The organism is Roseateles agri (assembly GCF_034043675.1).
GTDB lineage: Bacteria > Pseudomonadota > Gammaproteobacteria > Burkholderiales > Burkholderiaceae_C > KK5.
The window spans coordinates 445,894-468,890 of the sequence record NZ_JAXCLA010000004.1; the positions used below are offsets into that span (position 1 = coordinate 445,894).

18 protein-coding genes are annotated in these 22,997 nt (G+C 67.8%); 15 read left to right on the forward strand and 3 right to left on the reverse strand.

Annotation, left to right across the window (positions count from 1 at the left end; genetic code table 11):
* Positions 1 to 8 precede the first annotated feature (8 nt).
* The 8 genes from dapC to SNE35_RS14045 all read left to right on the forward strand — a co-directional run bounded on the left by dapC (position 9) and on the right by SNE35_RS14045 (position 10,472).
* Positions 9 to 1,226, forward strand: a complete 1,218-nt coding sequence (dapC, locus tag SNE35_RS14010; RefSeq protein WP_320423533.1) for a succinyldiaminopimelate transaminase — start codon at positions 9 to 11, stop codon at positions 1,224 to 1,226.
* A complete protein-coding gene (gene dapD, locus SNE35_RS14015) occupies positions 1,223 to 2,050 on the forward strand; it encodes a 2,3,4,5-tetrahydropyridine-2,6-dicarboxylate N-succinyltransferase (RefSeq protein ID WP_320423534.1) in 828 nt (275 codons plus the stop codon). Before dapC ends, dapD begins: the two co-directional genes overlap by 4 nt.
* A 41-nt stretch (positions 2,051 to 2,091) precedes the next feature.
* Positions 2,092 to 3,249 carry a PilT/PilU family type 4a pilus ATPase gene (locus SNE35_RS14020; RefSeq protein ID WP_320423535.1) on the forward strand — a complete coding sequence of 386 codons (1,158 nt, stop codon included), beginning with the start codon at positions 2,092 to 2,094 and terminating at the stop codon, positions 3,247 to 3,249.
* A 163-nt stretch (positions 3,250 to 3,412) separates the two neighbouring features.
* On the forward strand, positions 3,413 to 4,576 hold the full coding sequence (gene dapE / locus SNE35_RS14025) for a succinyl-diaminopimelate desuccinylase (protein ID WP_320423536.1): 1,164 nt from the start codon (positions 3,413 to 3,415) through the stop codon (positions 4,574 to 4,576).
* 19 nt (positions 4,577 to 4,595) lie between these two features.
* The gene (locus SNE35_RS14030) at positions 4,596 to 5,708 is read left to right on the forward strand and encodes an S-(hydroxymethyl)glutathione dehydrogenase/class III alcohol dehydrogenase (RefSeq protein WP_320423537.1); all 1,113 of its coding nucleotides are present in this window, start codon (positions 4,596 to 4,598) and stop codon (positions 5,706 to 5,708) included.
* A 161-nt stretch (positions 5,709 to 5,869) separates the two neighbouring features.
* Positions 5,870 to 7,597, forward strand: coding sequence for an aspartyl protease family protein (locus SNE35_RS14035; RefSeq protein ID WP_320423538.1), 1,728 nt, complete (start codon positions 5,870 to 5,872; stop codon positions 7,595 to 7,597).
* Between the two features lie 38 nt (positions 7,598 to 7,635).
* Positions 7,636 to 8,505: a 50S ribosomal protein L3 N(5)-glutamine methyltransferase gene (gene prmB / locus SNE35_RS14040; protein ID WP_320423539.1), complete on the forward strand. Its 870-nt coding sequence runs from the start codon at positions 7,636 to 7,638 to the stop codon at positions 8,503 to 8,505.
* The gene (locus tag SNE35_RS14045) at positions 8,502 to 10,472 is read left to right on the forward strand and encodes an ATP-binding cassette domain-containing protein (RefSeq protein ID WP_320423540.1); all 1,971 of its coding nucleotides are present in this window, start codon (positions 8,502 to 8,504) and stop codon (positions 10,470 to 10,472) included. The genes prmB and SNE35_RS14045 overlap by 4 nt, the downstream gene beginning before the upstream one ends.
* 593 nt (positions 10,473 to 11,065) lie before the next feature.
* On the opposite strand, the gene SNE35_RS14050 is transcribed toward SNE35_RS14045, so the two are convergent.
* Positions 11,066 to 11,422 (reverse strand): DUF1304 domain-containing protein, encoded by a 357-nt coding sequence (locus tag SNE35_RS14050; protein WP_320423541.1) that lies wholly within the window; start codon positions 11,420 to 11,422, stop codon positions 11,066 to 11,068.
* 67 nt (positions 11,423 to 11,489) lie between these two features.
* On the opposite strand from SNE35_RS14050, the gene SNE35_RS14055 reads away from it, so the two are divergent.
* Together SNE35_RS14055 and SNE35_RS14060 are read left to right on the forward strand one after the other, a co-directional pair.
* Positions 11,490 to 11,996, forward strand: coding sequence for a MarR family winged helix-turn-helix transcriptional regulator (locus tag SNE35_RS14055; RefSeq protein ID WP_320423542.1), 507 nt, complete (start codon positions 11,490 to 11,492; stop codon positions 11,994 to 11,996).
* Between the two features lie 26 nt (positions 11,997 to 12,022).
* Positions 12,023 to 12,448, forward strand: coding sequence for an organic hydroperoxide resistance protein (locus SNE35_RS14060; RefSeq protein ID WP_320423543.1), 426 nt, complete (start codon positions 12,023 to 12,025; stop codon positions 12,446 to 12,448).
* Here SNE35_RS14060 and SNE35_RS14065 read toward each other — a convergent pair.
* Positions 12,445 to 13,377 carry an asparaginase gene (locus SNE35_RS14065; protein ID WP_320423544.1) on the reverse strand — a complete coding sequence of 311 codons (933 nt, stop codon included), beginning with the start codon at positions 13,375 to 13,377 and terminating at the stop codon, positions 12,445 to 12,447. The two genes, SNE35_RS14060 and SNE35_RS14065, sit on opposite strands and share 4 nt — an antisense overlap.
* Positions 13,378 to 13,462: 85 nt before the next feature.
* Here SNE35_RS14065 and lexA point away from each other — a divergent pair, with 85 nt between their 5' ends.
* On the forward strand, positions 13,463 to 14,161 hold the full coding sequence (lexA, locus tag SNE35_RS14070) for a transcriptional repressor LexA (RefSeq protein WP_320423545.1): 699 nt from the start codon (positions 13,463 to 13,465) through the stop codon (positions 14,159 to 14,161).
* A 2-nt stretch (positions 14,162 to 14,163) separates the two neighbouring features.
* Positions 14,164 to 14,457 (forward strand): helix-hairpin-helix domain-containing protein, encoded by a 294-nt coding sequence (locus SNE35_RS14075; RefSeq protein ID WP_320423839.1) that lies wholly within the window; start codon positions 14,164 to 14,166, stop codon positions 14,455 to 14,457.
* 15 nt (positions 14,458 to 14,472) lie between these two features.
* Here SNE35_RS14075 and SNE35_RS14080 read toward each other — a convergent pair whose 3' ends face one another.
* Entirely contained in the window at positions 14,473 to 14,934 is a 462-nt protein-coding gene (locus tag SNE35_RS14080; protein WP_320423546.1) for a YidB family protein, read from the reverse strand.
* A 233-nt stretch (positions 14,935 to 15,167) separates the two neighbouring features.
* Here SNE35_RS14080 and SNE35_RS14085 point away from each other — a divergent pair, with 233 nt between their 5' ends.
* The 3 genes from SNE35_RS14085 to SNE35_RS14095 are packed head-to-tail and all read left to right on the forward strand — an operon-like array spanning position 15,168 to position 22,996.
* The gene (locus tag SNE35_RS14085; RefSeq protein ID WP_320423547.1) at positions 15,168 to 16,724 is read left to right on the forward strand and encodes an MdtA/MuxA family multidrug efflux RND transporter periplasmic adaptor subunit; all 1,557 of its coding nucleotides are present in this window, start codon (positions 15,168 to 15,170) and stop codon (positions 16,722 to 16,724) included.
* Between the two features lie 21 nt (positions 16,725 to 16,745).
* Entirely contained in the window at positions 16,746 to 19,877 is a 3,132-nt protein-coding gene (locus tag SNE35_RS14090; protein ID WP_320423840.1) for an MdtB/MuxB family multidrug efflux RND transporter permease subunit, read from the forward strand.
* Positions 19,874 to 22,996 carry a multidrug efflux RND transporter permease subunit gene (locus SNE35_RS14095; protein ID WP_320423548.1) on the forward strand — a complete coding sequence of 1,041 codons (3,123 nt, stop codon included), beginning with the start codon at positions 19,874 to 19,876 and terminating at the stop codon, positions 22,994 to 22,996. The genes SNE35_RS14090 and SNE35_RS14095 overlap by 4 nt, the downstream gene beginning before the upstream one ends.
* The last annotated feature ends 1 nt before the right edge of the window (position 22,997 follow it).

A 22,997-nucleotide genomic window follows, 5' to 3' on the forward strand; every position in this document is an offset into this window, starting at 1 on the left:
CGATAACCATGACGAATCCGCTGCTCCAGAAGCTCCACCCGTATCCCTTCGAGCGCATGGCCGCGCTGACGAAGGACATCACGCCGAACCCCGCCCTGCGCCACATCAGCCTGGGCATCGGCGAGCCCAAGCACCCGGCGCCCAAGCTGGTGGAAGACGCGCTGGTCGGCAGCCTGAAATCGCTGGCCGCCTACCCGGCCACCGCCGGCCAGCCGCTGCTGCGCCAGGCCTGCGCCGGCTGGCTGGAGCGCCGCTACGGCCTGAAGCTGGATGCCGCCACGCAGGTGCTGCCGGTCAATGGTTCGCGGGAGGCGCTGTTCGCGCTGGCGCAGACGGTGATCGACCCGAGCCAGCCCGGCGCCACCGTCGTCTGCCCGAATCCGTTCTATCAAATCTACGAAGGCGCGGCCCTGCTGGCCGGCGCCGAGACGGCCTTCGCCAACTCCGACCCGGCCCGCAACTTCGCTGCCGACTGGGGCCAGATCGACGAGGCCACCTGGGCGCGCACGCAGTTGCTCTACGTCTGCTCGCCCGGCAACCCGACCGGCGCGGTGATGCCGCTGTCGGAGTGGAAGACCCTGTTCGAGCTGAGCGACCGGCACGGCTTCGTGATCGCGTCGGACGAGTGCTACTCGGAGATCTACTTCCGCGAGGACGCGCCGCTCGGCGGCCTGGAAGCCGCGGCCAAGCTGGGCCGCACGGACTACAAGAACCTGATCATCCTGACCAGCCTGTCCAAGCGCTCCAACGTGCCCGGCATGCGCTCCGGCTTCGTCGCCGGCGACGCGGCCATCATCAAGAACTTCCTGCTCTACCGAACCTACCACGGCAGCGCGATGAACCCGATGGTGCAGGCGGCCAGCATCGCCGCCTGGAACGACGAGGCCCACGTGATCGCCAACCGCGAGCAGTACCGCGCCAAGTTCGCGCAGGTGATGCCGGTGCTGACGCCGCACCTGGACGTCGCCCTGCCCGACGCGAGCTTCTACCTCTGGGCCGCCGTACCGAAGCACATCCACGGCGGTGACGACATCGCCTTCGCCCAGCAGCTGCTCGCTCAATACAATGTGACCGTCCTGCCGGGCAGCCTGCTGGCGCGCACGGCCCACGGCGTCAATCCCGGCGCGGGCCGTTTCCGCATGGCCCTGGTGGCCGAGACGGCCGAATGCCTGGAAGCCGCGCACCGAATCGCTTCCTTCACTCAATCCTTCAAAGCCGTCCCATGAGCACTCCCGACATCGCCCGCCTGCAACCCACGATCGACCTCGCCTGGGAAGGCCGCGCCAACATCAACCCGACCAACGCCCCCGAGGTGCGCGCCGCCGTCGAGGAAGTGATCGCCGCGCTGGACGCAGGCACCTTGCGCGTGGCCGAGCGCCAGAGCGTCGGCCAGTGGACCGTGCACCAGTGGGTCAAGAAGGCCGTGCTGCTGTCCTTCCGCCTGAACGACAACAAGCTGATGGGCGCCGGCGACATGACCTTCTTCGACAAGGTGCCCAGCAAGTACGGCAGCCTAAGCGAAGAGCAGATCCGCGCCTCCGGCGTGCGCGTCGTGCCGCCGGCCGTGGCCCGCCGCGGCAGCTACCAGGCGAAGAACGTCGTGCTGATGCCCTCCTACGTGAACATCGGCGCCTATGTGGATGAAGGCACGATGGTGGACACCTGGGCCACCGTCGGTTCCTGCGCGCAGATCGGCAAGAACGTGCACCTGTCCGGCGGCGTCGGCATTGGCGGCGTGCTGGAGCCGCTGCAGGCCAACCCGACCATCATCGAAGACAACTGCTTCGTCGGCGCCCGCTCGGAAGTCGTCGAAGGCGTGATCGTCGAGGAGAACTCGGTCATCTCGATGGGCGTCTACATCGGCCAGAGCACCCCGATCTACGACCGCGAGACCGACACCGTCAGCTACGGCCGCGTGCCGGCCGGCTCGGTCGTCATCAGCGGCAGCCTGCCGCGCGACAAGTACAGCCTCTACGCCGCCATCATCGTCAAGAAGGTCGACGCCGGCACCCGCGCCAAGACCAGCATCAACGACCTGCTGCGCGCCTGACCAGGCAAATAACGAGTTAGCCGAGCGGAGGGAGAACCGGCATGGCCACCAGCGGAAACATGGAACGGATCCTGCGGCTGATGGCCGACAAGGGGGCGTCCGACGTCTACCTCTCGGCCAATATGCCGGTGCTGATGCGGATCAACGGCCAGATCGTCCAGCTGTCCGACCAACTGCTCGGTCCGGGCCAGCCGCGGCAGCTGATCTCCGAGGTGGTGGAGCCCGCGCACCTGGCCGAGCTGGACCAGGTGGGCGAGCTGAACATGGCCGTGTCGGTGCCAAGAGTCGGCAGCTTCCGGCTTTCGGGCTTTCGCCAGCGCGGCACGATCGCCGGCGTGTTCCGCCACATCCCGCACAGCATCCCTTCGCTGCAGAGCCTGAACCTGCCGGACATCCTCGGCCGCATGGTGACCGAGAAGCGCGGCCTGATCCTGATGGTGGGCGCCACCGGCACCGGCAAGAGCACGACGCTCGCGTCGATGCTGGAGCATCGCAACCAGACGATGTCGGGCCACATCCTGACGATCGAGGATCCGCTGGAATACCTGTTCAGCAACAAGCGCTCGGTCGTCAACCAGCGCGAGGTCGGGCGCGACACCGCCTCGCTGCAGATCGCATTGAAGAACGCGCTGCGCCAGGCGCCCGATTGCATCCTGATCGGCGAAATCCGCGACCGCGAGACGATGACCGCCGCGATCTCCTATGCGCTGTCGGGCCACCTGGTGCTGGCCACCCTGCACGGTAACAACACCTATCACGCGCTGAACCGGATCCTCTCGTTCTACACGCCCGAATCGCGCCCCGCCCTGCTGAACGACCTGGCCGCGGGCCTGAAGTCCATCATCTCGCAGCGGCTGGTGAAATCGGTCAGCAGCGGCCGCGTGCCGGTGATCGAGATCCTGCTGAACACCAAGCTGATCTCCGAGCTGATCGAGCAAGGCGACTTCGGCGGCGTCAAGGAAGCGATGGAAAAGTCCATCGCCGAGGGCTCGCAGACCTACGAGGAACACTTCGCCAAGCTGATCACCGACGGCGTGATCACCCGCGAGGAGGGCCTGGCCTTCGCCGACTCGCCGACCAACCTGCTGTGGCGTCTGCAGAACGACCAGCCCGGCGCGAAGGCGAATGCACCCAAGGTCGAGGAGAAGGCCAGCGACGAGGCGAGCTTCACCGAGATCACGCTGGACGTCCGCGAGTGATTGAGCCCCTCGCCCAATCTCGCCTTGCTGAACGCAGGCGAGCCCGGTCGGTCCCCCGAGGGGACGGCGATGCTTGCGGCATCGAGCCGCAAGCACATCGCCAACCGGGCCGGCTTGGGACGGCCCGGCGCTCGGCCCGAAATACCTGGCCACCGGAGGGCCGATGAACGGGGTCCTTGCGTTGCTGGAGCAACTGATCGCCCGGCCCTCGGTCACGCCCGATGACGCCGGCTGCCAGGACCTGATCGCCGCGCGCCTCGCGCCGCTGGGCTTCGAGATCGAGCGGATGGACAGCGGTCCGTCGAGCTTTCGCGTCAGCAATCTATGGGCACTGCGCCGTGGGACTGATGCGAACGGCCCGGTGCTGATGTTCGCCGGCCATACCGACGTCGTCCCGCCCGGTCGGCTCGATGCCTGGGCCAGCGACCCTTTCGTGCCCAGCTATCGCGATGGGCGCATCTACGGCCGTGGCGCGGCGGACATGAAGGGCTCGGTGGCGGCAATGGTCATCGCGGCCGAGGAATTCGTCGCCGCGCATCCGGGGCACACGGGCAGCCTCGCCTTCCTGCTGACCAGCGATGAGGAAGGCCCGTCGGTCGATGGCACGAAGGTCTGCTGCGAAGTGCTGAAGGCGCGGCAGCAGCGGCTGGACTACTGCATCGTCGGCGAGCCGACGGCCGTGGAGACCGTCGGCGACATGGTCAAGAACGGCCGCCGCGGCACGCTGAGCGGCCGGCTGCGCGTGATCGGCATCCAGGGCCACGTCGCCTATCCGCAGCTCGCCCGCAATCCGGTGCACCAGGCTGCCGCTGCGCTGGCCGAGCTGGTGGCCGTGCAATGGGACACCGGCAACGACTACTTCCCCGCCACCACCTTCCAGATCAGCAACGTGGCCGCCGGCACCCGCGCCACCAACGTGATCCCCGGCGACATGACGGTGGACTTCAACTTCCGCTTCTGCACCGAGTCCACGCCGGAGGGCCTGAAGGCCCGCGTCCACGAACTGCTGGACCGCCACGGCCTGGAGTGCACGCTGGACTGGACGCTCGGCGGCGAGCCCTTCCTGACGCCGGTGGGCACGCTCAGCGAGGCCATCGCCGCGGCGATCCATGCCGAGCTGGGCATCGGCACGCAGCTGTCCACCACCGGCGGCACCTCCGACGGTCGCTTCATCGCGAAGATCTGCCCGCAGGTGATCGAGTTGGGCCCGGTCAACGCGACGATCCACAAGATCGACGAGAACCTGCCCGCGGACAGCCTGGAGCCGCTGAAGAACATCTACCGCCGCACGCTCGAAGCGCTGCTGCTGTCCCCGAACGCATCCTGAAACCAGAAAGGAATTCCCGATGAAATCCCGCGCCGCCGTGGCCTTCGCAGCCGGCCAGCCCCTGCAGATCGTCGAGATCGATGTCGAACCGCCGCGCAAGGGCGAGGTGCTCGTCAAGATCACCCACACCGGCGTCTGCCACACCGATGCGTTCACGCTGTCGGGCGACGATCCGGAAGGCCTCTTCCCCGCGGTGCTGGGCCATGAGGGCGCAGGCATCGTCGTCGAGGTCGGCGAAGGCGTCACCAGCGTCAAGCCCGGCGACCACGTGATCCCGCTCTACACCGCCGAGTGCGGCGAGTGCCTGTTCTGCAAGTCCGGCAAGACCAACCTCTGCGTGGCCGTGCGCGCCACCCAGGGCAAGGGCGTGATGCCCGACGGCACGACGCGCTTCTCCTACGAAGGCAAGCCGATCTACCACTACATGGGCTGCTCGACCTTCAGCGAGTACACCGTCGTGGCCGAGGTGTCGCTGGCCAAGATCAACCCCGACGCCAATCCCGAGCAGGTCTGTCTGCTGGGCTGCGGCGTGACGACCGGCATCGGCGCCGTGCACAACACGGCCAAGGTCCAGCCCGGCGACACGGTCGCCGTGTTCGGCCTCGGCGGCATCGGCCTGGCCGTCGTCCAGGGCGCGCGCCAGGCCAAGGCCGGCCGCATCATCGCGATCGACATGAACCCGGAGAAATTCGAACTGGCCAAGGTCTTCGGCGCCACCGACTGCATCAACCCGAAGGACTTCGGCGACAAGCCGATCCAGCAGGTGATCGTCGAGATGACGGGCTGGGGCGTCGACCATTCCTTCGAGTGCATCGGCAACGTCAAGGTGATGCGCGCGGCGCTCGAATGCGCGCACCGCGGCTGGGGGCAGTCCATCATCATCGGCGTGGCCGGCGCGGGACAGGAGATTTCCACCCGGCCGTTCCAGCTGGTCACCGGCCGCAAGTGGATGGGCACGGCCTTCGGCGGCGTCAAGGGCCGCAGCCAGTTGCCCGGCATGGTGGAGGACGCGATGAAGGGCGAGATCGACCTGGCTCCGTTCGTCACCCACACGCGCCCGCTGGAAGGCATCAACGAAGCCTTCGACCTGATGCATGAAGGCAAGTCGATCCGCACGGTGATCGGCTACTAACGAAGTAGAAGAAGGGACATCATCCCCGGGAATGCCCGGACATGGGCGCCTTACATGGCTGCCCTAAAGTCCCGGGGAGATCCCGGGGAGAACAACAGGTGTCCACAAGAATCGGAACGATGGCCAGGCGCAGCGTGCGCATGGCATGCGGGGCGTTGGCGATGTCACTCATCGCCGCCTTGCAGGCGCCGCCAGCCGCGGCAGCCGAGAAATGCAGCCTCCAGGCGCTGGAGATCCCGATCGCGATGAGGGGCTCGCGCGCTGTCGCCACCGTCACCATCAATGGCACGGAGGTACCGCTGACGGTGGACAGCGGCGCCTTCTTCAGCTTCCTGACGCCGGCCGTGGCGCAGCAACTGAAGCTCAGGGTCGGCCCCCTCCCATGGGGTCTGCGCATCGAGGGGCTGACCGGTGAGGTGGACGCCGGCCTGACCAACGTCAAGGAAATGAACCTGGTCGGCGGCAAGCTGCCGGACATGGACTTCATCGTCGGCGGCAACGAGCCGGGCGCCGGCACGATGGGCATCCTCGGCCGCAACTTCCTGGCCATCACCGACATCGAGTACGACCTCGCCCACGGCGCGATCCGCCTGATGTTCCCGAAGGGCGATTGCAGCGACATGGGCATGGCCTACTGGGCCGCAGACAAGCCCGTGTCGGAGCTGCGACTGCTGCGCGACGATTCGCGGTCGAAACTGCCGGCGATGCAAGCCGTCGTCGAGCTCAATGGCAAGAAGCTGCGCGCCTTGTTCGACACAGGCGCCAGTTCACTGGTCTCGCTGTCCGCCGCCAAGAGCCTGGGCATCCCCGAGACAGCGATGAAGCCTGCGGGCCTTTCCGGTGGCGCCGGGCTCGGCTACGCGAAGCGCTGGACCGCAGCGTTCGACAGCTTCGTCGTCGGTGGCGAGAAGACCTCGAACGTGCGCATCCCGATCGTCGACTTCGACGGCATGAAGACGGACATGCTGCTGGGCATCGACTTCTTCCTGTCGCACCGGATCTACGTTTCCAAGAGCCAGCGCAAGATGTACTTCACCTACAACGGCGGCCGCGTGTTCGCACTCAGCGAAGTCGCCGCAGCGGCGGAAGACGGCGCCTCCGCGCCGGAGTTGGCCGATGCGGACGCCTATGCGCGCCGCGGAGCCGGTGCCGCCTCTCGCCACGACTACCGCGCCGCGCTGGCCGACCTGGATCGTGCCCTGGAGATGGAGCCCGGCAACGCCGCCGTGCTCGTACAGCGCGGCGAGGTCCACGAGGCGCTGCACCAGGGCCCCGAGGCCATCGCCGACTACGAGTCCGCGCTGAAGCTCGTGCCCACGCAGCCCGACGCGCTGCTGCGCCGCGCCTGGTTTCGCGAGAGCCAGCGCAACCGCGACGGCGCGCTACTGGACATCGAGGCGCTGGACCGCCTGCTGCCGCCCCAGGCGCACCAGCGCTTGCAACTGGCCCGACTCTACGAACGGATGGGTCTGCAAGACCGCGTGATTCCGCAGCTCGACCAGTGGATCGCCGCGCGTGACCAAGACATCGAGATGGCCGGCGCGCTCAACAGCCGCTGCTGGGCGCGAATGCTGCTCAACACCGGGCTGGATCAGGCGCTGAAGGACTGCGACAAGGCGATCGATTTCGAGCCGGACAACGCCAGCTTCCGCGACAGCCGCGCCTGGGTGCGTCTGCGCCGGGGCGAGCTGAACAAGGCGCTGTCCGACTTCGACCACGCGCTGAAGGTCAAGGACGACCTGGCCTGGGCCCGCTACGGTCGCGGCCTCGTGCGCGGCCGCCTGGGCAAGCCCGGGGATGGTGACGCCGATCTGGAAGCGGCCCGCAAGGTGTTGCCGACGATCGATGAGCGGGTGAAGCGCTGGGGACTGGCCGCCAACCCCGGCTGAACCATCGGCGACAATCCGGGATCGCCAAGACCGATCCCATGAAACTGATTGATTGCATCGAAGCCCAGGCCGCCCGCTTGACCCAAGCGGGCGTTTCGTTTGGGCACGGAACGACGAACGCCTTCGACGAAGCCGCCTGGCTGGTGCTATGGAGCGCCGGCCTGCCGCTGGACTCGCTGGACGAGCACGAGCAGCAGGCACTGACCCCGGCGCAACTCGCCAAGGCGGAGGCCCTGGTCGGCGAGCGCATCGCCACGCGCAAGCCCGCCGCCTACCTGACGAAGGAAGCCTGGTTGCAAGGCGTGCCCTTCTACGTGGATGAGCGCGCCATCGTGCCGCGCTCCTTCATCGCCGAGCTGATCGCCGATGCCAGCATCGATCCCTGGCTGTCCGAGCAGACGACGCAGGTGCTGGACCTGTGCACCGGCAACGGCTCGCTGGCCGTGCTGGCGGCGATGGCCTGGCCCGAGGTGTCGGTGGACGCCATCGACCTGAGCCCCGAGGCGCTCGAAGTGGCGCGCATCAACGTGGACCGTCACGCACTGCAGGATCGCATCGCGCTGCTGCAGGGCGACGGCCTGAAGCCCGCCGCGGGCCGCCGCTACGACCTGATCCTCTGCAACCCGCCCTACGTCAACAGCGGCTCGATGGACCAGTTGCCGGCCGAGTACCGCGCCGAGCCCGAACTGGCCCTGGCCGGCGGCGCCGACGGCATGGACTTCATCCGCCAGTTGCTGGCCGACGCGCCGGCGCACCTTAGCGAGCACGGCGTGCTGGTGCTGGAGATCGGCAACGAGCGCGCCTTCTTCGAAGCCGCCTTCCCCACGCTTCCCGTCACCTGGATGGACACTTCTTCCGGCGAGGACCAGGTCCTGCTGGTCACGGCCGAGGCCCTGCAACAAGCATGATCACTCTTCGCAACATCACGCTGCGCCGCGGCACCAAGGTCGTCCTCGACGACGCCTCCGTCACCCTGCAGCCGGGCGAGAAGATCGGCCTGGTCGGCCGCAACGGCGCCGGCAAGTCCAGCCTCTTCGCCCTGCTGACCGACCGCCTGCAGAGCGACAAAGGCGACGTCGAGATCCCGCGCCAGTGGGCCGTCGGCGAGGTCGCGCAGAACATGCCCGAGACGGACATGCCGGCTACCGATTTCGTGCTGGAAGGCGACATCCGCCTGATGGCCGCCCAGAAGGCGCTGGCCGAAGCCGAGGCCGCCGAGGACGGCCACGCGATGGCCGACGCCCACGGCATGCTGATGGACGCTGGCGCCTTCGACGCCCGCCCGCGCGCCCAGGCGCTGCTGATGGGCCTGGGCTTCAAGGGCGCGCAGGTCGATGCCCCGGTCAACAGCTTCTCGGGCGGCTGGCGCATGCGCCTGCAGCTGGCCCGCGCGCTGATGTGCCCGGCCGAGCTGATGCTGCTGGATGAGCCGACCAACCACTTGGACCTGGACGCGCTCGTCTGGCTCGAAGCCTGGCTGCAACGCTACGAAGGCACGCTGATCATCATCAGCCACGACCGCGAATTCCTCGACGCGATCACCAAGGTGACGATCCACCTAGACGAGGCCAAGCTGCACCGCTACGGCGGCAACTACACCGCCTTCGAATCGATGCGCGCCGAACGCCTGGTGCTGCAGCAGGCCGCGTTCGAGAAGCAGCAGGACCGCATGGCTCACCTGCAGAAGTTCATCGACCGCTTCAAGGCCAAGGCCAGCAAGGCCAAGCAGGCGCAGAGCCGCGTGAAGGCGCTGGAGCGGATGGAGAAGCTGGCGCCGGTGCTGACGGCGTCCGACTTCTCGTTCGAGTTCCGCGAGCCGGTGAGCCTGCCGAACCCGATGCTGATGTTCGACGAGGTTGCCTGCGGCTACACGGTCGACGGAGAAGACAACATCATCGTCCGCGGCATCGATCGCTCGGTGCTGGCCGGCCAGCGCATCGGCATCCTGGGCGCCAACGGCCAGGGCAAGTCCACGCTGGTGAAAACGGTCGCCCGCATGCAGCGCGCGATGGGCGGCAAGATCACCGAAGGCAAGGGCCTGTCGATCGGCTACTTCGCCCAGCAGGAGATGGACGTGCTGCGGCCCGACGAAGGGCCGCTGATGCACATGGTGCGGCTGGCCAAGGAAGTCAGCCCCAGCGCCCGCGAGCAGGAACTGCGCGACTTCCTGGGCCAGTTCCGCTTCGTTGGCGACATGGTGAACCAGCAGGTCGGCAGCCTTTCCGGCGGCGAGAAGGCCCGTCTGGTGCTGGCCATGCTGGTGTGGCAGCGCCCCAACCTGCTGCTGCTGGACGAACCGACCAACCACCTGGACCTGAACACCCGCGAGGCGCTGTCGATGGCGCTGAACGAGTTCGAAGGCACGGTCATGCTGGTAAGCCACGATCGCGCGCTGCTGCGTGAGGTATGCGACGAGTTCTGGCTGGTGACCGGCGGCAAGGTCGGCCCCTTCGACGGCGACCTGGACGACTACCAGAAGTGGCTGCTCGATCAGAGCAAGGAGGCTGCGAAGGCGGCGAAGGAAGCGGCGAAGAAGGCTTCTTTGGCGCCGGCTCCCGCTGTTGTCGTTGTCGCGGCACCGCCTCCGGCGCCGATCGCTCCCCGCGAAGACCGCAAGGCTTCCGGGCAGGCTCGCATGCGGCTGGCGGAGCAGACCAAGCCGATGCGCAAGGAGATGGAGGCGATCGATCTCAAGCTGAACAAGCTGGCGGACGAGCGCAGCGCACTGGAGGGCGAGCTGGCCTCAGGTTCGGCCGCGCCGGCGCGGATTGTCGAGGTGGGCAAACGGTTAAAGGGCATCCATGATGAGTTGGAGGCCGCGGAGCAGCGGTGGTTGGAATTGAGTGAGCAGATTGAGGCGATGCAGGGGGCTTAACTGTTGCGCTTGACTGTCGCCACGGTGCCGGGACTCGCCCCGGCGGGCGACTCACTTTCTTTGCTTCGCCAAAGAAAGTAAGCAAAGAAAGGCGACCCTGCTTCCGCCGCCCTCCCTTCGGTCGGGTGCACTGCGATGCTCGCGACTTGGGCCCCGCGCCAAACTCGCTGCGCTACGCTCCGCTCAGACAGACGGCGCGAAGTCAGTTCACGAGGTTCGCTGCGCTCACGGTCCCAAGCCGCTGTGCTTCTCGGCGGCTGCACAAGGGGCCCGAAGACTAGTCGGCTCGCTACGCATCGCCTCCCGCGGCGATGCGTAGCGAGCCGTATCGATTTCCCCTTCTGCACCGCCGAGAAGCGCAGGAGTCCGGGGCGCGAGCGCAGCGAGCATCCACAACCAGCTTCGCGCCGTCTGTCTGAGCGGAGCGTAGCGCAGCGAGTTTGGCGCGGCCCCGGGCTTCGAGCATCGCAGGGGATCCGTAGCGAAGCGGAGGACGGCGCAGCAGGGGCGGTTTCTTTGCTTACTTTCTTGGGCGCCCAAGAAAGTGAGTCGCCCGCCGGGGCGAGACCCGGCACCGCCCCACAAGACCAGCCTCACCCCCAGGCAAGCAAAACAACAACAGCCGCCACGACAGCCGGCACCGCCTGCACAAACAAGATCTTGCGACCAACCGTCGCCGCCCCATAAACACCCGCGACGACCACGCAGGCCAAGAAGAACAACACCGTCGCCACATCCCCCCGCGCCAACCCGAACACAAGCCCCGCCGCCAGGAACCCGTTGTACAGCCCCTGATTCGCCGCCAGCGTCTTGCTCGCCTCCGCGAACACCGGATCCAGCCGGAAGGTCTTCAAGCCCATCGGCTTCGTCCACAGGAACATCTCCAGCACCAGGAAGTACAGGTGCAGCGCGGCGACCAGTGCCACCAGGATCGTTGCCAGCATTGCCATTCAGTCCTCACCCTTTCGAATAACCATTTAAATTGTGTGCAATTGAATTGCACTCTACATTATCGACATGCAACGCAGCAAGACATCTCCGCCAAACGCCGCAGCCGCGACCTCGCCGAACGAGGAATGGCTGCGTCTGGATGTCCAGTTATGTTTCGCCTTGTACTCCAGTTCGCTGGCGATGACCAAGTTCTACAAACCGCTGCTGGACCCGCTGGGCCTGACCTATCCGCAATACCTGGCGATGCTGGTGCTGTGGGAGCAGGACGGCATCAGCGTCTCGGCGCTGGGACAGAAGCTGTCGCTGGACTCCGGCACGCTGACGCCGCTCTTGAAGCGGCTCGAAGCCGCCGAGCTGATCACCCGCGAACGTGCCGCCGATGACGAGCGGCGCGTCCACATCCATCTGAGCAAGACTGGCCGCGCGCTGAAGAAGAAGGCGGCCGGCATCCCGGAACAGGTCGCCTGCGCCAGCGCCTGCTCCATCGAAGAACTGAGTTCCCTGACCCGGCGCCTGCACGAGCTGCGCACGCAAATCCAGGCCGCCTCCTTGCCCCTGTCCCCTACCGTTTGACCCTCACTCACTGAAAGGTACTCACCATGGCACTCGACAAAGTTCTCTACACCGCCCATGCCACGTCCACCGGCGGCCGCGACGGCTCCTCGCAATCGAGCGACGGCAACCTCAAGGTCAAGCTGACCGTGCCCAAGGAAATGGGCGGCCCCGGCGGCGAAGGTACGAACCCCGAGCAGCTGTTTGCCGCCGGCTACTCGGCCTGCTTCCTGGGCGCGATGAAGTTCGTCGCCGGCCAGAAGAAGGTCGCCCTGCCGGCCGACACCTCGATCACTGCCGACATCGGCATCGGCCCGATCCCGGCCGGCTTCGGCATCCAGGCGACGCTGAACATCACGATCCCGGGCATGGAGCGCAGCGCCGCTGAAGCGCTGGTCGAGGCCGCGCACCAGGTGTGCCCGTACTCGAACGCCACCCGCGGCAACATCGACGTGACGCTGAACGTCCTCTAAGACCTAGCGAGAAGCTCGAGGATCAGCTCGATCCTCGACTTCACCGGGCTCAGCGCTCCCGCGCTGGGCAGATCGCCGGCCGCCATCACCGGCCCGGCATCGCAGCGCGTGCTGCGCAGCACCTTCACACCGCCAGCCTGGGCGCCTTCCAGCGAACGCTCCAGCGCCGCTGACAGCGTGCCGTTGCCGGTGCCGGCGACGACGATGCCGTCGACGCCCTGCGCCAGTAGCGCGTCGACGATCGCTCCATCCGCGCCGACGTGGTTCATCACGATCTGCACACGCGGCCACTGCGCCGCTGGGCGCGAGATGCGTGCCATGCCCAGCGCCTGTGCAGCAGGAGCCGACCGGCCGAACCAGCGCACGATCCCCTCCTCCACCACGCCCAGTTGCGCGCCTTCCGCCGACGCGAACGCGTTGACCTTGTAGCTGTGCACCTTGCGCACCTGCTCCGCCGAATGGATCTGGCCAGCGAAGGCAACCACGACGCCCGCCACCTCGCGGTCCGCCGCGACCGTCACCGCATCGAGCAGGTTCTGCGACCCGTCCTTCAGCAGCGCCGTGGCCGGCCGCATCGCGGCGGTGATCACCACCGGCTTCGTCGGTGCCAGCACGCGCTGCAGGAACCAGGCGGTTTCCTCCAAGGTGTCGGTGCCGTGCGTGATGACAAGACCTGACACCTCCGGCCGCGCCAGGTGCCGCGCTGCCGCCTCGGCGATCCGCTGCCAGGTGGCGAAGTCCATGTCCTTGCTGTCGAGCTGGGCGACCTGCTCGTGCTCCAGGCGGCGCGAGGCCAGTTGCGGCACAGCAGCGATCAGTTGATCGACGCCGATCTGAGCTGCGGTGTAGCCGACGTTGTCGGCTGCGTCCGTGGCAGTCCCGGCGATGGTTCCGCCCGTTCCGAGGATAACGATGAGGTCACGCGTCATGTCTTGCTTGTTTTTCTTCAAAACTGGATGAAAATACAGCCACTGGATAGATACTCAGATATCCAGCGGCCAACCCAGGAGCACCATGGAAGACAGCAGCCCCAAACTGACGGCCCGCCAGCAGCAGATTCTCGATCTGGTGCGCGACGCCATCGAGCAGACCGGCGCCCCGCCCACCCGCGCCGAGATCGCCGCCGAGCTCGGCTTCCGTTCCGCCAACGCAGCCGAGGAACACCTCCAGGCGCTCGCCCGCAAGGGCGTGATCGAGCTGGTCGGCGGCACGTCCCGCGGCATCCGGCTGAAGTCTGACACATTGCGCGCGCTGAACGAGGCCCGAGGCCGGGCGCGCGAATCGGTCCAGCAGTTCATGCTGCCGCTGGCGAGCCTAGCCCAGCTGACCCTGCCGCTGGTCGGCCGCGTGGCCGCCGGCCAGCCCATCCTGGCGCAGGAGCACATCGAGCAGAGCTACACGGTCGAGGCCAGCATGTTCGCCAAGAAGCCCGACTTCCTGCTGAAGGTCAAAGGCATGAGCATGAAGGACATCGGCATCATGGACGGTGACCTGCTCGCCGTCGCCAAGGCCTCCGAAGCCCGCAACGGGCAGGTCGTCGTCGCGCGCATCGGCGACGAGGTCACGGTGAAGCGCTTCAAGCGCGGCCGCTCGGGCATCGAACTGCTGCCGGAGAACGAAGACTTCGAGCCCATCCTCGTTGCCGAGGGCGATGAAAGCTTCGCGGTCGAGGGCCTCGCCGTGGGCCTGATCCGCAATCAGATGTTCTCTTGAGCGTGAAGAAGGCGGCCCACGCGGACGACTGCCAGGTGCTGGAGCAGATCCCCAACATCGGCCCCGCGATGGCCGGGGATCTGCGGGTCATGGGCATCGTGCGGCCGGCCGACCTGCGGGGCCGCGACGCGCTGGCGCTCTACAGGCAGCTCTGCAAGCTCAGCGGCCAGCGGCAGGACCCCTGCGTGCTCGACACCTTCATGGCCGCCATCGATTTCATGCAAGGTGCGGCGGCCACGCCGTGGTGGCACTACACGGCGCAGCGCAAGGCCGCCTACGGGCAGATCGACGACTGATCTGCGCCGAGGGCATCAACGCCCGGCCGACAGGCTCCTGAAGATCGCCAGGCCCTGCTCCACCAGATCGTTGTGAGGCACCTGGCCGTCCGGCGTCAGGTGGTCCACCGCATGGGGCAGCACCTGCGACAGCATCTGCGTCGCGACGTCGGGCGAGAGGCTCAGCTTCTGCGCGATGGCCGCGACCTGATCCGAGCCGAGCAGGCTCTGCAATTGGTCGGCCGAGATCGGCAGGTTCTGGCCGGTGCCGATCCACGAGGCGACGACGTTGCCCAGGCCCGCCTGCTGCGCCATGGCCACAAGGCCACCCAGGCCACCGCCCTGGCCTCCCTGCCCGCCCAGCAGGCCCGTGAGCACATCCATCATCCCCGGATGGGCTGCCGCCGCGGCCGGGTCGCGGCCTGCGCCGCTCTGGCCGCTACCCGGGTTGGCCAGCGCGCTCAGCGCCTCGTTCGCGAGTTGATCCAGAAGTCCCATGTTGTCGATGCTCCAGGTGAAAGCCTTGCGGCGAGGGGCGGAGTATTGGCCGGATCGAGCAGGAAGCCGAATCCCTTGTATCGAGGTCTTGCGGACGCGGCACGATAAATGCCCCGGCCTTAAGTTTTCTTTACCTCGGCCATCAATATCGTCCAAGCTGCGATGATCCAATTGGCGGCGATTTTGCAGCGCCGCTCTTCACGCCCTGCGACAAGGAAAACTCGAAGACCATCATGTCCAGCCTCCCGCCTTCGCCCGAATCCACAGCCAGCACGACGCCAGCCACCGCCTCCCCAACGCTCCATCCGCGCCGTCGCCGTCAACAGGGCAAGGTCTGGCCGTGGCTTCTCGTCGCGGCGGTGATCGCCGGCGGCGTGGGGGTCTGGTGGAAGACACGCCCCGCCAGCGACGCGAACGGCGGCCCCGGTGCCGGGGCAAGCGCGCCGGGTGGCGGCAACGGCGGCGGACGCCGATTCGCCGGCGGCGGCCCTGGCGGCGCGAACCGCACGCAGCCGGTCTCGGTCGACCAGGTGCGCGAGCAGAACATCCGCGTCAGCGCCAGCGCGATCGGCACGATCACCGCGTCCAACACCGCGATCGTGCATGCGCAGGTCAGCGGCGTGCTGCAATCGATCCAGTTCAAGGAAGGCCAGCAGGTCAAGGCCGGCCAGCAGCTCGCGCAGATCGACCCGCGCGCCTTCCAGGCGGCGCTGGGCCAGGCCGAAGGTGCACTGGTGCGCGACAAGGCGAGCCTGGAGAACGCCCGCCTCGACCTCGCCCGCTACCGTGATCTCGCCGCCAAGGACGCGATCCCGAAGCAGCAGCTCGACACGCAGGAGGCGCTGCTGCGCCAGCTCGAAGGCACGATCAAGCTCGATCAGGCCGCCGTCGACAGCGCACGGCTGCAGCTCTCCTATGCCCGCGTCACCGCGCCGATCAGCGGCCGTGTCGGCCTGAAGCAGGCCGACCTCGGCAACGTCGTCTCGCCCAGCGACGCCAACGGCATCGTCACGATCACGCAGAACCACCCGATCGCGATGGTCTTCGCCGTGCCCTCGACCCTGCTGCCGCAGATCACAAAGAAGCTGCGTGCGAACGAGCCGCTGGCCGTCGAGGCCTGGGACCGCACCGGCGCGACACGCCTCGCCACCGGCCGCGTCGCGACCTTGGACAACAGCATCGACACGACCACCGACACCGTCAAGCTGAAGGCCACCTTCGCCAACGAGGACGACGCACTGTTCCCCAACCAGTCGGTCGGCGCCAAGCTGCAGCTCGACGTGCTAGCCAACCATCTCGCCGTGCCCACCGCCGCCGTCCAGCGCGGCTCTCAGGGCTTCTACGTCTACGTTGTCAACGCCGACAACTCGGTGGCCACGCGCGTCGTCAAGCCGGGCCCGGTCGATGGTGACTGGATGGCCGTCGACGGCAAGGTGGAGGCCGGCGAGAAGGTCGTGATCGACGGCGTCGACCGGCTGCGCGAGGGCGCGAAGGTCGAGATCATCGCCTCCGATCCGCAGAAGCGCGCCGGCGCCGCAACGCCCGGCGGCCGCCGCAACCGTGGCGCTGGCGCGGCAGGTGCTGCCAGTGGTGCGGCATCGGGCGCCGCATCCGGTGCCCACCATACAGCCTCCGAGGCTGCCTCCGCCGACGCCCAGGAGCGCCCGCGCTGGCTCGACCGCCTGCCGCCCGACGTGCAGGAGAAGGTCATGAAGATGAGCCCCGAGGAACGCGAGGCCTGGATCGCGAAGCGCCGCGCCGAGCGCGCGGCCAGCGGCAACGGCAACTGACGCGGACTCCTCCCGATGGCGCTGAACCCTTCCCGCCCGTTCATCGAACGACCGGTCGCCACCTCGCTGCTGATGCTGGCGATCCTGCTGGCGGGCCTGCTGGCCTACCGGCTGCTGCCGCTCTCGGCCCTGCCCGAGGTCGACTATCCGACCATCCAGGTCACCGCGCTCTACCCGGGCGCCAGCCCGGACGTGATCTCCACCACCGTCACCGCGCCGCTGGAGCGCCAGTTCGGCCAGATGCCGGGCCTGTCGCAGATGACCAGCAGCAGCTCGGGCGGCGCCTCGGTGATCACCTTGCGCTTCTCGCTGGGCCTGTCGCTGGACGTGGCCGAGCAGGAGGTGCAGGCCGCGATCAACGCCGGCTCCAACCTGCTGCCCTCCGACCTGCCGATGCCGCCGGTCTACAGCAAGGTCAACCCGGCCGACGCGCCGGTGCTGACGGTGGCCGTCACCTCGCCCTCGCTGCCGGTCATCAAAATCCATGACCTGGTGGAGAACCGCCTGGCGCCCAAGCTCTCGCAGGTCGACGGCGTGGGCCTCGTCAGCATCGCCGGCGGGCGCCGCCCTGCCGTGCGCATCCAGGCGAACCCCACCGTGCTGGCCTCGCTGGGCATGTCGCTGGACGACGTGCGCACGGCCATCGCCGCCGCCAACGTCAACCAGGCCAAGGGCAGCTTCGACGGCTCGCAGCGCGCGTCCACCATCGACGCGAACGACCAGCTGAAGTCGGCCGCCGAATACCAGAATCTCGTCATCGCCTGGAAGAACGGCAACCCGCTGCGCCTGCAGGACGTGGCCACCATCGTCGACGACGCCGAGAACCTGCGCCTGGCCGCCTGGTCCGACCGCACGCCCGGTGTGATCCTGAACGTGCAGCGCCAACCCGGCGCCAACGTGATCGAGACGGTGGACCGCGTCAAGGCGCTGCTGCCCAAGCTGCAGGCCACGCTGCCCGCCTCGATCGACGTGCAGGTGATCGCCGACCGCACGACGACGATCCGCGCCTCGGTCGATGACACGCAGCTCGAGCTGCTGCTGGCGATCGCGCTCGTGGTGGCCGTCATCTTCGTGTTCCTGCACAGCGGCAGCGCCACGCTGATCCCCAGCGTGGCCGTGCCGCTTTCGCTGGTCGGCACCTTCGGCGTGATGTATCTGGCCGGCTTCTCGATCAACAACCTCACCTTGATGGCGCTGACGATCTCGACCGGCTTCGTCGTCGACGACGCGATCGTGATGATCGAGAACATCGCCCGCTTCATCGAGGAGGGCGACCCGCCGATGGAAGCGGCGCTGAAGGGCAGCAAGCAGATCGGCTTCACGATCATCTCGCTGACGGTGAGCCTGATCGCCGTGCTGATCCCGCTGCTGTTCATGGGCGACGTGGTCGGCCGGCTGTTCCACGAGTTCGCGATCACGCTGGCCGTGTCCATCCTGATCTCGGCCGTCGTCTCGCTGACCCTGACGCCGATGATGAGTGCCCGCCTGCTCAAGGCCGAGAAGGACCACAAGCGCACCAAGCTCGGCGACTGGAGCATCCGCGCCTTCGACAAGCTGATCGAGCGCTACGGCCGCGCGCTGGACTGGGTGCTGGACCATTCGTTCCTGACGATGGTCGTGTTCCTGGGCACATTGGCGCTGACGGCCGTGCTCTACATCGCCGTGCCCAAGGGCTTCTTCCCGGTGCAGGACACCGGCCTCGTGCAGGTGATCACCGAGGCGACGCAGGACACCTCTTTCGAGGCGATGAGCGAGCGCCAGCAGAAGCTGGCCGACGCGATCCTGCAGGACCCGGACGTCGACCACCTCACCTCCTTCATCGGCGTGGACGGCGCCAACGCGACGCTCAACACCGGCCGCATGCAGCTGACGCTGAAGCCCTTCTCGCAGCGCAGCGCCTCGGCCAGCGAAATCATCCAGCACCTGAACGAGCGCACGGCCAACATCCCCGGCATCGCCGCCTACATGCAGCCGGTGCAGGACTTGACGATCGAGGACCGTGTCTCGAAGACGCAGTACCAGTTCCTGCTCAGCTCGCCCGATGCCAACGACCTGGCCACCGCGACCAATGCGCTGATGGCCCGGCTGAAGACCCTGCCCCAGCTCGCCGACGTCGCCAGCGACCTGCAGAACCAGGGCCTGCAGGCCTTCCTGAAGATCGACCGCGAGGCCGCCGGCCGGCTGGGCGTGACGATCGCCGCGATCGACACCGCCCTCTACAACGCCTACGGCCAGCGCCTGATCTCCACGATCTACACGCAGAGCAGCCAGTACCGCGTCGTGCTGGAGGCCGCGCCCGAGTTCCGCCGTGGCCCGCGTGCGCTGGAAGACCTGTACGTGCCCGGCAGCAGCGTCGTCAACGGCGTCACGACGACCGTCCAGGTGCCGATCTCGGCCGTGGCGCAGCTGGTGGAGCAGCCGGCGCCGCTGGCGATCAACCACGTGGCCCAGTTCCCGGCCGCGACGATCTCGTTCAACCTCGGCAAGGGCCACGCGCTCGGCGACGCGGTCGACGCGATCCGCGCCGAAGAAGCCAAGCTGGACCTGCCGCTGTCGGTGGAGACCAGCTTCCAGGGCGCGGCCGAGGCCTTCCGCAACTCGCTGTCCAGCACCCTGCTGCTGATCCTGGCGGCCGTGGTCACGATGTACATCGTGCTGGGCGTGCTCTACGAGAGCTACATCCACCCGGTGACGATCCTCTCGACCCTGCCCTCGGCCGGCGTCGGCGCGCTGCTGGCGCTGATCGTGGCGGGGCAGGAGCTGGGCATCGTCGGCATCATCGGCATCGTGCTCCTGATCGGCATCGTCAAGAAGAACGCGATCATGATGATCGACTTCGCGCTCGATGCCGAACGCGACGAACACAAGCCGCCGCGCGAGGCCATCCACCAGGCCGCGCTCCTGCGCTTCCGCCCGATCCTGATGACGACGATGGCCGCGCTGCTGGGCGCCCTGCCGCTGATGCTGGGCACCGGCGCGGGCCATGAGATGCGCCACCCGCTGGGCGTCACGATGGTCGGCGGGCTGATCGTCAGCCAGATGCTGACCCTGTTCACGACGCCGGTGATCTACCTCGGCTTCGCGAACTGGGCGAACAAGCTGCGCGAGCGGCGTGAGCGCAAGGCGGCCGCACGGGAGGCGGCGGCCACGTGAACATCTCCGCACCTTTCATCGCCCGGCCGGTCGCGACGACGCTGATCACGCTGGGCGTCGCGCTGGCCGGCGTGCTGGGTTTCCAGCTGCTGCCGATCGCGCCGCTGCCGCAGGTGGATTTCCCGACCATCTCGGTCTCGGCCTCGTTGCCGGGCGCCGCGCCGGAAACGATGGCCGCCACAGTCGCCACGCCGCTGGAGCGCGCGCTCGGCTCCATCGCCGGCGTCAACGAGATCACCTCGCGCTCGGCGCTGGGCTCCAGCAACATCACGCTGCAGTTCGACCTGAGCCGCGACATCGACGGCGCCGCCCGCGACGTGCAGGCTGCGATCAACGCCGCCCGCACCCTGCTGCCCACGGGCATGCCCAGCAACCCGACCTACCGCAAGGTGAACCCGGCCGACGCGCCGATCATGATCCTGGCGCTGACGTCCGACACGCTGACCCGCGGCCAGATGTACGACGCCGCGTCCACCGTGCTGGCGCAGCGGCTGGCGCAGGTGGCCGGCATCGGCCAGGTCACCGTCGGCGGCGGCGCGCTGCCCGCCGTGCGCGTGGAGATGAATCCGGACAAGCTGGCCGCCAAGGGCATTCCGCTGGACACGGTGCGTACCGCGATCACCAACACCAATGCCAACCGACCCAAGGGCGTGCTGGAGGAAGGCGCGCGCTACTGGCAGGTCGGCGCCAACGACCAGGCGCGCACCGCGGCCGAGTACGCGCCCGTCGTGCTCAGCTACGTCAACGGCGCCGCCGTGCGCCTGCGCGACGTGGCCGACGTCGTCGATTCCGTGCAGGACACGCGCAACTACGGCGCCACCAACGGCAAGGCGGCGATCCTGATGTTCCTGCAGAAGGAGCCGGGCGCAAACATCATCGAGACGGTCGAGCGCGTGCGCGAGATCCTGCCGCGCCTGCAGGCGCAGATCCCGCCGGCCATTGCGATGCAGGTGGTCAGCGACCGCACGCCGACGATCCGAGCCTCGCTGCGCGAGGTCGAGCGCGCGATGGCGATCTCGGTGGGCCTGGTGATCCTCGTCGTGCTGCTGTTCCTGCGCTCCTGGCGTGCGACCCTGCTGCCGGCGGTGGCCGTGCCGGTGAGCCTGGCCGGCACCTTCGGCGTGATGTACCTGTGCGGCTACTCGCTGGACAACCTCTCGGCGATGGCGCTGACGGTGGCGACCGGCTTCGTCGTCGACGATGCGATCGTCGTGCTGGAGAACATCACCCGCTACATGGAGCAGGGCATGAAGCCGGTCGACGCCGCGCTGAAAGGCGCCCGCGAGATCGGCTTCACGGTCGTCTCGATCAGCCTCTCGCTGATAGCGGTGTTCATCCCGATCCTGATGATGGGCGGCGTCGTCGGCCGGCTGTTCCGCGAGTTCGCCGTCGTGCTGTCGGCGGCAATCCTGGTCTCGATGGTCGTCTCGCTGACGACCACGCCGATGATGGCCGCCACCTTGCTGAAGCAGCATGCGCCGCGGCGGACGAAGTCGAAGTGGGTGCGCTGGTTCGATGCGCTGCCCAAGCTGATCCTGCGCGGCTACCGCAAGTCGCTCATCTGGACCCTGCGGCACCAGCCGGTGGCGCTGGTGATCCTGGTCGGCGTGGTGGTGCTGAACGTGCATCTGTACTCGGTGATCCCCAAGACCTTCTTCCCGCAGCAGGACACCGGCGTCATCGTCGGCGGCGCGCAGGCCGACCAGGGCAGCTCCTTCCAGATGATGCGCGCCCGGGTCGACCGCTTCATGTCCATCATCAAGGCCGACCCGGCGGTGGACAACGTCAACGGCTTCACGGGTGGCGGCCGCAGCAATTCGGCCAACTTCTACGTGACCTTGAAGCCGCTGGAGGAGCGCAAGGTGTCCGCCACCGCCGTCGTCAACCGGCTGCGCGACAAGCTCGCCCACGAGGCCGGCGCCAACCTGTTCCTGGTGCCGGTGCAGGACATCCGCATCGGCGGCCGCCAGGCCAACGCGCAGTATCAGTTCACGCTGCAGGCCGACGACCTGAACGACCTGCGCACCTGGGAGCCGCGCGTGCGCAACGCGCTGTCCAACCTGAACGAGCTGACCGACGTCAACACCGACCAGGAAGACAAGGGCGTGCAGACCACGCTGGTGATCGACCGCGACGCCGCAGCACGCCTGGGCGTCAGCATCAGCACGATCGACACGACCTTGAACAACGCCTACGGCCAGCGCCAGGTCGGCGTGATCTACAACCCGCTGAACCAGTACAGAGTCGTGATGGAGCTGGCGCCGCAGTACCTCACCGGCCCCGAGTCGCTGAAGGGCCTGTACGTGCTGGGCCCGAACGGCACGCAGGTGCCGCTGGCCTCGTTCGCGCGGGTGGAGACGACCAACACGGCGCTGTCGGTGAACCACCAGGGCGGCGCGCCGGCTTCGACGATCAGCTTCAACCTGCCGGAAGGCGTCTCGCTGTCGCAGGCCACCGACGCGATCAACAACGCGATGGCCGAGCTGGGCGTGCCGGTCTCGGTGCGCGGCGTGTTCGCGGGCACGGCCAATGCGTTCCAGCAGTCGCTGTCCTCGCAGCCGATCCTGATCCTGGCGGCCATCGTCACGATCTACCTGGTGCTGGGCATGCTGTACGAGAGCCTCGTGCATCCGGTGACGATCCTCTCCACCCTGCCCTCCGCCGGCGTCGGCGCGCTGCTGGCGCTGATGCTGTTCAACACCGAGTTCTCGATCATTGCGCTGATCGGCGTGATCCTGCTGATCGGCATCGTCAAGAAGAACGCGATCATGATGATCGACTTCGCCATCTCGCGGGAGCGCCACGGCACCAGCCCCGGCGCGGCGATCTACCGTGCGGCCAATCTGCGGGTGCGGCCGATCCTGATGACCACGGTGGCCGCGATCTTCGGCGCGGTGCCGCTGGCCCTCGGCAGCGGCGACGGCGCCGAGCTGCGCCAGCCGCTGGGCATCGCGATCGTCGGCGGCCTGATCCTGTCGCAGCTCCTGACGCTGTACACGACGCCGGTCGTCTTCGTGGTGATGGACCGCCTGCGCCTGGAGCGCCGCCGCAAGAACAAGGCCGCCAAAGCCGCGCGCCAAGCCGCCCGCTCGCCCGCCCTACCCGCCGCCTCGACATGAT